Source organism: Vibrio sp. JC009 (genome assembly GCF_029016485.1).
Lineage (GTDB): Bacteria > Pseudomonadota > Gammaproteobacteria > Enterobacterales > Vibrionaceae > Vibrio.
Genome location: NZ_CP092106.1, coordinates 3,132,075 through 3,143,133, shown reverse-complemented (window position 1 = coordinate 3,143,133; position 11,059 = coordinate 3,132,075). Strand labels below are relative to the sequence as shown.

8 protein-coding genes are annotated in these 11,059 nt (G+C 48.9%); 7 read left to right on the top strand and 1 reads right to left on the bottom strand.

What is annotated here, in order from left to right; genetic code table 11:
- The first annotated feature begins 40 nt into the window (after positions 1-40).
- The 6 genes from rpoC to L3Q72_RS13980 all read left to right on the top strand — a co-directional run bounded on the left by rpoC (position 41) and on the right by L3Q72_RS13980 (position 9,328).
- Entirely contained in the window at positions 41-4,240 is a 4,200-nt protein-coding gene (gene rpoC, locus L3Q72_RS14005) for a DNA-directed RNA polymerase subunit beta' (protein ID WP_275130533.1), read from the top strand.
- 211 nt (positions 4,241-4,451) lie between these two features.
- Entirely contained in the window at positions 4,452-6,008 is a 1,557-nt protein-coding gene (gene nikA / locus L3Q72_RS14000; protein WP_275130532.1) for a nickel ABC transporter substrate-binding protein, read from the top strand.
- 27 nt (positions 6,009-6,035) lie between these two features.
- A complete protein-coding gene (gene nikB / locus L3Q72_RS13995; protein WP_275130531.1) occupies positions 6,036-6,980 on the top strand; it encodes a nickel ABC transporter permease subunit NikB in 945 nt (314 codons plus the stop codon).
- The gene (nikC, locus tag L3Q72_RS13990; protein WP_275130530.1) at positions 6,971-7,795 is read left to right on the top strand and encodes a nickel ABC transporter permease subunit NikC; all 825 of its coding nucleotides are present in this window, start codon (positions 6,971-6,973) and stop codon (positions 7,793-7,795) included. Before nikB ends, nikC begins: the two co-directional genes overlap by 10 nt.
- Positions 7,795-8,553 (top strand): ATP-binding cassette domain-containing protein, encoded by a 759-nt coding sequence (locus L3Q72_RS13985; RefSeq protein ID WP_275130529.1) that lies wholly within the window; start codon positions 7,795-7,797, stop codon positions 8,551-8,553. Before nikC ends, L3Q72_RS13985 begins: the two co-directional genes overlap by 1 nt.
- Positions 8,546-9,328, top strand: a complete 783-nt coding sequence (locus L3Q72_RS13980; protein ID WP_275130528.1) for an ATP-binding cassette domain-containing protein — start codon at positions 8,546-8,548, stop codon at positions 9,326-9,328. Before L3Q72_RS13985 ends, L3Q72_RS13980 begins: the two co-directional genes overlap by 8 nt.
- A 70-nt stretch (positions 9,329-9,398) precedes the next feature.
- Here L3Q72_RS13980 and rsd read toward each other — a convergent pair whose 3' ends face one another.
- Entirely contained in the window at positions 9,399-9,866 is a 468-nt protein-coding gene (gene rsd / locus L3Q72_RS13975) for a sigma D regulator (protein ID WP_275130527.1), read from the bottom strand.
- A 175-nt stretch (positions 9,867-10,041) separates the two neighbouring features.
- Between rsd and nudC the strand changes: the two genes are divergently transcribed.
- Positions 10,042-10,833 carry an NAD(+) diphosphatase gene (nudC, locus tag L3Q72_RS13970; protein ID WP_275130526.1) on the top strand — a complete coding sequence of 264 codons (792 nt, stop codon included), beginning with the start codon at positions 10,042-10,044 and terminating at the stop codon, positions 10,831-10,833.
- The last annotated feature ends 226 nt before the right edge of the window (positions 10,834-11,059 follow it).

Sequence of the window (11,059 nt, the reverse complement as noted above, 5' to 3'; positions counted from 1 at the left end):
CTCATGGCAAGCCCCTTTTAACTCCTTACAGGAGCTGATTGTGAAAGACTTATTAAACTTTCTGAAAGCACAGCACAAGACCGAAGAATTTGATGCAATCAAAATCGGTCTGTCTTCACCGGACATGATTCGTTCATGGTCTTTTGGTGAAGTTAAAAAACCTGAAACGATCAACTATCGTACGTTCAAACCAGAGCGCGATGGTCTTTTCTGTGCGCGTATCTTTGGCCCGGTAAAAGACTACGAATGTCTTTGTGGCAAATATAAGCGTCTGAAACACCGTGGTGTTATCTGTGAGAAGTGTGGCGTTGAAGTTACACAAACTAAAGTTCGTCGTGACCGTATGGGCCACATCGAGCTTGCATCACCAGTGGCTCACATCTGGTTCCTAAAATCACTGCCGTCTCGTATCGGTCTGTTAATGGATATCCCACTGCGTGATATCGAACGCGTACTTTACTTTGAAATGTACGTAGTAACAGAGCCGGGCATGACAGATCTTGAAAAAGGTCAGATGCTGACTGAAGAAGAGTATCTGGATCGCCTGGAAGAGTGGGGTGATGAATTCACTGCTAAGATGGGTGCAGAAGCGATCAAAGATCTGCTGTCTACTATGGACATGCACGCTGAAGCAGAGATGATGCGCGAAGAGCTTGAGTCTACAAACTCAGAAACTAAGCGTAAGAAAATCACTAAGCGTCTGAAGCTTGTTGAAGCGTTTATTCAGTCTGGTAACAACCCAGAGTGGATGATCCTGACAGTGCTTCCGGTACTTCCGCCAGATCTACGTCCACTAGTACCACTAGATGGCGGTCGCTTTGCGACTTCAGATCTGAACGACCTATACCGTCGTGTGATCAACCGTAACAACCGTTTGAAGCGTCTTCTAGAGCTAGCTGCTCCGGACATCATCGTACGTAACGAAAAGCGTATGCTGCAAGAGTCTGTTGACGCACTACTTGATAACGGTCGTCGTGGTCGTGCGATCACGGGTTCTAACAAGCGTCCTCTGAAATCTCTTGCTGATATGATCAAGGGTAAACAAGGTCGTTTCCGTCAGAACCTACTAGGTAAGCGTGTAGACTACTCTGGCCGTTCTGTAATCACAGTAGGTCCATACCTTCGTCTGCACCAGTGTGGTCTTCCTAAGAAGATGGCACTAGAGCTATTTAAGCCATTTATCTACAGCAAGCTGGAAACTCGTGGCATGGCTACGACTATCAAAGCGGCTAAGAAAATGGTAGAGCGCGAAGAAGCTATCGTTTGGGATATCCTGGACGAAGTAATCCGTGAACACCCGGTACTACTGAACCGTGCACCTACACTTCACCGTCTAGGTATCCAGGCGTTCGAACCAGTACTGATCGAAGGTAAAGCGATTCAGCTACACCCACTTGTGTGTGCGGCATATAACGCGGACTTCGATGGTGACCAGATGGCGGTACACGTACCACTGACTCTGGAAGCTCAGCTTGAAGCACGTACACTGATGATGTCGACAAACAACATTCTGTCGCCAGCGTCAGGTGATCCTATCATCGTACCTTCTCAGGACGTTGTATTGGGTCTTTACTACATGACTCGTGACAAGATCAACGTGAAAGGTGAAGGTATGTACCTTGCCGGCCCTGAAGAGGCTGAGAAGGCATACCGTACTAAGATGGCTGAGCTGCACGCTCGCGTTAAAGTACGTATCACTGAAACAGTTCGTGACGAAGACGGCGAAGAGACAACGGAAACTAAGCTTGTAGATACGACTATCGGTCGTGCAATGCTTTGGCAGATCGTTCCATCTGGCCTGCCATACAGCCTGGTTAACCAGAAGCTTGGTAAGAAGCAGATCTCTAACCTTCTGAACGAGGCTTACCGTAAGCTTGGTCTGAAAGACACGGTAATCTTTGCTGACCAGATCATGTACGCTGGTTTCGCATACGCGGCACTTTCTGGTGTATCTGTTGGTATCGACGATATGGTTGTGCCAGACGCTAAGTACACTGAAATCGCAGAAGCGGAAGAAGAAGTACGTGAAATCCAGGATCAGTTCCAGTCAGGTCTGGTAACTGCTGGTGAGCGTTACAACAAAGTTATCGATATCTGGGCGTCTACCAACGACCGTGTTGCTAAAGCGATGATGGATAACCTGTCTTCTGAAACTGTTATCAACCGTGACGGTGAAGAAGAGCAGCAAGAATCATTCAACAGCATCTACATGATGGCCGACTCCGGTGCTCGTGGTTCTGCGGCACAGATTCGTCAGCTGGCTGGTATGCGTGGTCTGATGGCTCGTCCGGATGGCTCAATCATCGAAACGCCTATCACAGCGAACTTTAAAGAAGGTCTGAACGTACTTCAGTACTTTATCTCAACCCACGGTGCTCGTAAGGGTCTTGCGGATACCGCACTTAAGACAGCGAACTCCGGTTACCTGACTCGTCGTCTAGTAGACGTTGCACAGGACGTGGTTGTTACAGAACATGACTGTGGCACTCACGAAGGCGTTGAAATGATGCCTCATATCGAGGGTGGTGACGTTAAAGTAGCACTGACAGAGCTTGCGCTTGGTCGTGTTGTTGCTGAAGATGTTCTTAAGCCGGGTACTGAAGATGTACTGATCCCACGTAATACTCTGATTGATGAGAAGTGGTGTCAGATCATGGAAGAGAACTCAGTAGACAGCATGAAAGTGCGCTCTGTAGTTACCTGTGATTCAGACTTCGGTTGTTGTGCACAGTGTTACGGTCGTGACCTTGCTCGCGGTCACCTTGTTAACATGGGTGAAGCCGTGGGTGTTATCGCGGCACAGTCAATCGGTGAACCTGGTACACAGCTGACCATGCGTACGTTCCACATCGGTGGTGCGGCATCGACAGCGGCTGCTGAAAACAGCATTCAGGCTAAGAACACCGGTTCTGTTAAGCTACACAATGCTAAGTTCGTAACCAACAAAGACGGTAAGCTGGTAATCACTTCCCGTGCATCTGAACTGACTATCATTGATGAGTTCGGCCGTACGAAAGAGAAGCACAAACTGCCTTACGGTTCTATGCTGACTAAAGGTCATGATGACGCAGTTGAAGCTGGTGAAACAGTGGCTAACTGGGAAGCGCACACCATGCCAATCATCACTGAAGTGGCAGGTCGCATCCAGTTCGTAGACATGATCGACGGTGTTACCGTTTCTCGTCAGACTGATGACCTGACTGGTCTGTCTTCAAGTGAAGTAACAGAAGCAGCAGCGCGTCCGGCAGCGGGTAAAGATATGCGTCCGGCTATCAAACTTGTTGACGAGCAGGGCAACGATGTAACGATTCCTGGTACTGATATGCCAGCTCATTACTTCCTGCCTGGTAAAGCGATTGTTAACATCGAAGATGGTGCTGAAGTTGGTATCGGTGATACGCTGGCTCGTATTCCTCAGAAGTCTGGCGGTAACAAAGATATCACCGGTGGTCTTCCTCGAGTTGCTGACCTGTTCGAAGCACGTAAGCCTAAAGAGCCTGCGATTCTTGCTGAGCACACAGGTACAGTATCCTTCGGTAAAGAGACCAAAGGTAAGCGTCGTCTGGTAATCACTCGCGAAGGTGGTGACACTTACGAAGAGATGATTCCTAAGCACCGTCAGCTGAACGTGTTCGAAGGTGAGAAGATCGAACGTGGTGACGTTATCGCAGATGGTCCGGAAACTCCGCATGACATCCTGCGCCTTCGTGGTATCCATGCTGTAACTTCTTACATTGCTAACGAAGTTCAGGAAGTTTACCGTCTACAGGGCGTTAAGATTAACGATAAGCACATCGAAACTATCGTTCGTCAGATGCTACGTAAGTGTACTATTACGTTCGCTGGTGACTCTGAGTTCCTTCCTGGTGAGCAGGTTGAATACTCTCAGGTTAAGATTGCTAACCGTGCTCTTGAAGCTGAAGGTAAAGAGCCTGCACGTTTCGAACGTGAGCTTCTGGGTATCACTAAAGCATCTCTTGCAACTGAGTCGTTCATCTCGGCAGCATCGTTCCAGGAGACAACTCGCGTACTAACAGAAGCTGCGGTTTCTGGTAAGCGTGATGAGCTACGTGGCCTGAAAGAGAACGTAATCGTTGGTCGTCTGATCCCGGCTGGTACTGGTTTTGCGTACCATCAGGATCGTCAGGCTAAGCGTGAAGAGCAGGAAGGCCCGTCAGCAGAACAAGCTACTGACAACCTGGCAGCACTTCTGAACGCTGGTTTCTCTTCTGAAGAGTAATCGAAAGCGATACTGAAAAAAGGCACCGAAAGGTGCCTTTTTTGTATCTGCTTAATTTTACCAGTCACTCCCTTCACCTATTATTGCCACTCTGAATTAATAGAATTATGAAGTGCGCCGCGTTTACTCTCTGCATTTGTTCTCAGCTTTTTACTTTATTCTTCAGCTCATGATAATCCCTACGGTTTTGACGTAATTCTAGGTAGTATCAATGAAGAAGCTTGTTCAGGTTTTTATTCCTGCTCTTATTTTGTTTAGCGGGTTGGCACACGCGCAAATTCAATTTTCATGGACAGTAAATGCAGGTCCGCTTAACCCTCACCAAATGTCACCAAACCAGATGTATGCCCAAGCCATGGTGTATGAACCTCTGGTCAGATATGCAAAAGACGGAGAGGTGATTCCCTGGCTGGCAGAGTCGTGGCAGATCTCAGATAACGGGAAAAGCTACCGTTTCTTTCTTCGCCAGGATGTGAAGTTTTCCAACGGAGAAGCATTTGACGCATCAGCAGTGAAGGCCAATTTTGAACAGCTTTTAAAGAGTATTGAAAAGCATCGCTGGCTTGAGCTGATTAACCAGATAGAAGCGGTGGAAGTGGTGGATGAGTTTACCCTGGATCTGCATCTGCGTAACCCGTATTACCCGACGCTGCAGGAGCTTAGCTTTGTTCGGCCTGTGCGTTTTATGGCGCCATCGGCTATGCCGGAAAAGGGTAATACCGGTGAGGGAATTAAAGCTCCGGTTGGTACCGGCCCCTGGATGCTTAAAGAGTCTGTGCTGGGTGTGAAGGATGTGTTTGTCCGTAATCCGGATTACTGGGGTGAGCTTCCAAAGGCAAAGCAGGTAGAGGTGTCGGTTATTGCTGATCCTAACGCGCGTGCAATGGCATTTGAAAGTGGCATGATTAACCTGATTTACGGTCTGGAAGGACAAATCTCTCCCGATACATTCGAGCGTTTCAGACACCGAGGTGATGTGCATACGGCTCTTTCTGAACCGGTATCCACCAGGCTGATTGCGATGAATACCGCGCGCTCAGCCACTAAAGAGTTGCCGGTTCGCGTTGCAATCAATCATGCACTGAATAAGAAAGCGATATCAGAAAAAATATTCTACGGAACAGAGACTCCGGCAGCGACGCTGTTTGCTGAAAACCCTCCTTATACGGATGTGGGACTAACCGCTTACCGGTACGATCCGGCATTAGCCTCTTCACTATTAGAACAGGCAGGCTGGCATTTATCCTCTGACGGTGTGTACCGGGAAAAGAGTGGCCGCCTTCTGTCTCTGGATCTTGTTTACCATGGTCAGGATGCAAACCAAAAAGCCATTGCAGAAGTGCTGCAGGCTAACCTGAAAAAAGCAGGCATCAGGCTTAGCTTGGTGGCAGAAGAGCGCAGCCGTTTTTATAAACGGCAAAAAGCGGGTGAGTTTGATCTTATCTTCAACAATACCTGGGGCTCTCCATACGACCCGCATGCGTTTATGAGCAGTATGCGCCGTCCGGCACATGCAGATTATATGGCGCAGACAGGGCTGGAAAATAAAGCTGAAATCGACAGCAATATTATGGCGTTGCTGACCAGTACAGACGAAAGCAAACGCCGGGACCTGTATAAACAGGTTCTGACCACACTTCATCAGCAGGCGGTTTACCTTCCTGTTACCTATATGCGGGTTACCGGCGTGTCATCTCAGGATCTGGGAGAACTGGAGATGGGCAACACAGTGTTTGATATCCCGTTTGAGAAGCTGGGTACCAGGTAACATCGTCAGGTTAACCTTGGAATCACTATGTTACGTTTTGTACTTCGCCGCCTGCTGCTGGTTCCCCTTTTATTGTGGGCGGTTTCCCTGGTTATCTTTCTGTTTCTGCGCCTGAGTGGCGCAGAACCGGCGCTGGCTTATCTCAGAGCCAGCAATATTCCTCTGTCAGACACCGCTGTTGCTGAGGCTGAGCGGTATCTTGGCCTTGATAAGCCCATATGGCAGCAATACAGCGACTGGATGTCCGGGGTGCTCAGGATGGACTTCGGCAATTCATACATTACCGGGCGTCCGGTTCTGCAGGACCTGACCTACTTTCTTCCGGCAACCCTGCAACTGGCTTCGTTTGCGCTGATGATCACTCTGCTGCTCTCTGTGCCTCTGGCTATCTGGGCGGCACGTTACCGGGATCGGTGGCCGGATTTTACTATCCGTGGTCTGGCTTTTATCGGTGTGTCGGTTCCGAATTTCTGGCTGGGCTTTCTTCTGGTTATGCTGTTTTCTATCCAGCTTAACTGGCTGCCTCCCATGGGATTTGGTGGTCTTAAGCATATGATACTGCCGGCGGTAGCTATCTCTTTTATGTCGTTATGTATCAATGCCCGCCTGCTCCGGACCAGTATGCTGGAGGTGGCCGGACAGCGCCATGTCCGCTATGCCCGTATGCGGGGGATTTCTGCCCGCAGAGTTGAGCAAAATCATGTGTTGCGAAACAGTCTGTTGCCGGTGGTGACAGCGGCAGGTATGCACATAGGCGAGCTTATTGGCGGCTCTCTGGTTGTGGAAAGCATCTTTGGCTGGCCGGGTGTGGGGCGCTATGCCATTACCGCTATCAGCAACAATGACTATCCGGTTATTCAGTGCTTTACCCTGATGATGACCACGATATTTATCCTGTGCAATCTGGTGACCGATATTCTGTATGCCTGGCTTGATCCTCGTATTCGACTGGAGACGGCATTATGTCCATAACTTCTCGTTTTTCTGTTACCGGGGTCATCGGAGGTGGCTGCCTGGCGCTGCTTTTATCCGTTGCGCTGTTCGGGCCCTGGCTGTCTCCTTACGATCCAAATGCCATCGATCTTTCTCAGCGCTTGCTGGGGATGAATAGTGAGCACTGGCTTGGCACAGATCACCTTGGACGTGATCTGCTCTCCCGCCTGATCACGGCAACTTCAGTTTCGCTGGGGGCGGTATTTGCCACACTGCTTCTGATGCTGACTATTGGTGTCGGTTTAGGCGGGCTGGCCGGATTCGCCGGTGGCAGAGTGGATCAGATCATTATGCGAACCTGTGATGTCTTTATGACTTTTCCCACGGTTGTGCTGGCGCTGTTTATGGTGGCTCTGCTGGGTACCGGGCTGGTCAATGTGGTGATTGCCATCGCAATAACCCACTGGGCCTGGTACGCGAGAATTGCACGCAGTCTTGTGCTTTCGGTCCGTCATAGTGACTATTTAAGGGCGGCAAAACTTTCAGGCATGCCTGCCCTGGCGCGGTTTAGGGTTCATATTCTGCCCAATATTCTGGTCCAGCTGATGGTTCTGGCAACTCTGGATATAGGCCATGTGATGATGCATGTCTCCGGGCTCAGCTTTCTCGGTCTGGGAGTACAGTCGCCAACACCGGAATGGGGAGTGATGATCAACGATGCACGCCAGTTTATCTGGACTCACCCTGCGTTGGTTATCTGGCCCGGTCTGGCTATCTTAATCAGCGTGATGGCATTTAACCTGCTTGGTGATGCCATGCGGGATAAGCTGGACCCTAACCTGGAGCATAACTAATGCAGTTGGAAATCAGACAGCTATCGGTTTCATCCCGCACCGGTAATCTGGTGCATGGAGTAGATCTGACCCTGAAGTCCGGGCAGACACTGGCACTGGTTGGTGTGAGCGGCTCGGGTAAATCCCTCACATGTTCATCGGTTTTTGATCTGCTTCCGGCTGGACTGAGTCAAAGTGGGGAGATGCTTTTAAACGGCGAAGCAGTGGCGGCGGCTTCTCTTCGGGGAAGAAGGGTAAGCTGCATTATGCAGAACCCGGCCAGCGCCTTTAACCCGCTGCAGACCATGCGTAAACACGGTATAGAAACTATGCAGGCATCTGGCGCCGGTTATGATGAATATTTACTGACTGAAGCTATGCTGGATGCCGGGCTGGAGTCCTGTCATTCGGTGCTGGATCTCTATCCGTTCCAGATGAGCGGAGGAATGTTGCAGCGAATGATGATAGCGCTGGCACTGGTCAGCAAAGCTCCTTTTTTGATTGCCGATGAACCGACTACAGATCTGGACCTGGTGGTTCAGTCCCATATTCTTGACCGGATTGAAGCCATCAACCGGGAACGTAATCTGGGCGTACTGCTGGTTACCCATGATTTTGGTGTGGTCGCCAGACTGGCTGACCAAGTGGCTGTGATGTCAGAAGGCCGGATTGTTGAATGCGGCAGCGTGGGTGAGATTTTTCATCAGCCACAGCATGCAGCAACCCGGTCATTGCTAAATGCGCACCTGTCTCTGTACCGGGAGTTTGGCTATGGGTGATTTTATACAGATTAAGCAACTGGCGAAGCTGTACCAGAAGAGTGGCATTTTTGGTAAAACGCTTCCGAAGCAGGTACTGACAGATATTAATCTGACCATCCGGTCCGGGGAGTCACTGGCTCTGGTTGGTGCCAGTGGTAGCGGGAAAAGTACCTTATGCCGTTTATTACTTGGTTTAGAAGCGCCTTCAGGTGGTGATATCTGCTGGAACGGAGTGGCTTTTTCTGATTTCACAGAAGAGCAGTGGCGTGCCTTCCGGCAGGATGTTCAGCTTGTGTTTCAGGATGCTGTTTCTGCGGTTAATCCAAGGCAGTATGTCTATCAGGTTTTGTCGGAGCCTCTGATTTATCTGCGCCGGATAGCAAAACAGGATCTTATGGCTGAGTGTGAAAGCTTGATGGCAAAGGTCGATCTGGCTCCGGAAATACTGCATCGCAGGGCCGGACAACTGAGTGGCGGGCAACTGCAGAGAGTCGGGATTGCCAGAGCACTGGCAACTGAGCCAAAGCTGATGGTTCTGGATGAGCCCTTGTCCAGTCTGGATCTGATTTTGCAGCAACAGATTATTGAGTTGCTGAAGTCGATCCAGCAGCGGTCTGGTACGGCCTTTTTGCTGGTTACTCATGATCTGAGGCTGGTGGAGATCTTCTGTCAGCGGGTTATCGTACTGGACAAAGGAAAAATCGTGGAAAGCCGGAATACAGGAAATGATAAGCCCTGGGAGAGTGAAATGGGCAGAATGCTCTGTAATGCTGTACTTCCGGCCATGCCCTGAAGATGATAAAAGCAGATACTCAAAAAGCGCAGCTGAGGATATCACTGCGCTTTATTATTTATGCCGAAAGCTATGCCCCTGGCGGTACTGCTAAACTGTCTGCGATCAACTGAATAAGCTGATCTTCAACTGCAAAGCGGGTCTCCAGAATTTCCCCGATCAGAGAAAAATCACTATCGAAAATTTCCATAGTGTCTTCTTCATGAATACTGGCGTATTTGTCGGTGAAGTTCAGCAGAGGATCTGTGGTTAAAACAATCCGTCCGTAGGTATGATCAATCTCTTCGGTCGGAGAAAAACCGGTGGATTTCCACTTATCCATCACCATTTCATAGATCTTAAAGTGACCTTCTGAAATGTAATCTACTAATGTCTGGCAAAAAGCTTGTAAGTCAGCAGGAGCCGGTAAGCTGGTAGCAGTAGCCAGGCCGCAGTATTCCACAACTAGCTTCTGACGTGTTTCCAGCCAGTGATCGATGACTTCACTGGAGCCACCCCATTGTTCCTGAGTTTTTTTAAATTTATTTAACATGACCATGTCCCTCATGATCAGATTGCTATCAGGTAGCAATCAAAAGCCTGGTTAAAGGCGATCCATTAAAAATAGTTTTAGTTTTTATACCTGTATGAAATATCGTAATTCGCTATTTATCTACTGGCACGAAATCAGATTGCCAGTAAAATAACTGAACTTCAAGTGACGAGGTCAAAGGATGTTAAAAAAAAGTGACGAAACTATCGATAAATGTGCATATTGGGTAGTGGTAAATGGCAGCGATGTCTGGATGAAAGATGGCGAGCTTCCGAAGGGATCGGCAAGAGAGTTAAATCTGCCGGAAGAGAAAGCTATCCGGATAGGGCGCTACAAAAACAGACCGGTTATGTGGTTAAACGAAGTGGATGTAGAGGCGTCGCTTGAGCTCGAATCACTCAGAGATCATCTGCTGATCGATCAGGAGCTGTTCCTTTTGATGAGTAAGGCTGTTCAGTATGGTCATATGAGCCAGACGCAGCGTTTTTGTCCAAAGTGTGGCGGACGCAACTTCCTGAACCACAATGAAACAGCCATGCAGTGTGGTGACTGCCGGACGATTCATTATCCAAGGATTTTCCCCTGTACCATTGTTGCGGTTCGTAAAGGAGAGCAGATATTGCTGGCCCAGCACCCTCAGCATAAAGGGGGCATGTACACTGTGATTGCCGGTTTTACCGAGGTTGGTGAGACTTTAGAGCAGTGTGTTGCCCGTGAGGTAAAAGAAGAAACCGGAATCAATGTAAAAAATATCCGTTACTTTGGCAGTCAGCCATGGGCATTTCCGTCTAACCTTATGGTTGGATTCCTTGCTGAGTATGATTCAGGCGAGATCGCCCCGGATTATACTGAGCTTGCAGACGTGCAATGGTTTAATGTTGAAGATATCCCGTATGTGGCGCCGGAAGGTACGATTGCCAGAGCGTTAATCGAACATACGGTGCAGGAAATCAAAGCGCAGAAAAACGGATAAAAAAAACCCTCCGGTGAAGGAGGGGGTAAGTAAGATGTCGTTATGAGATGTAGGGATTAGTACCCACTATTTTTATAGTTTTCGCTAGCGGATGAATTTGTATCATGCTCAAAAATGAGACGCAATGTAATATGCGATATTAAATTCGATAACATGATCTAGGTTGCAAAGCGAGCAAGTGTAAGACCTGATAATACTTTAGAGGTACGCTGTGCTGTCTTCATCA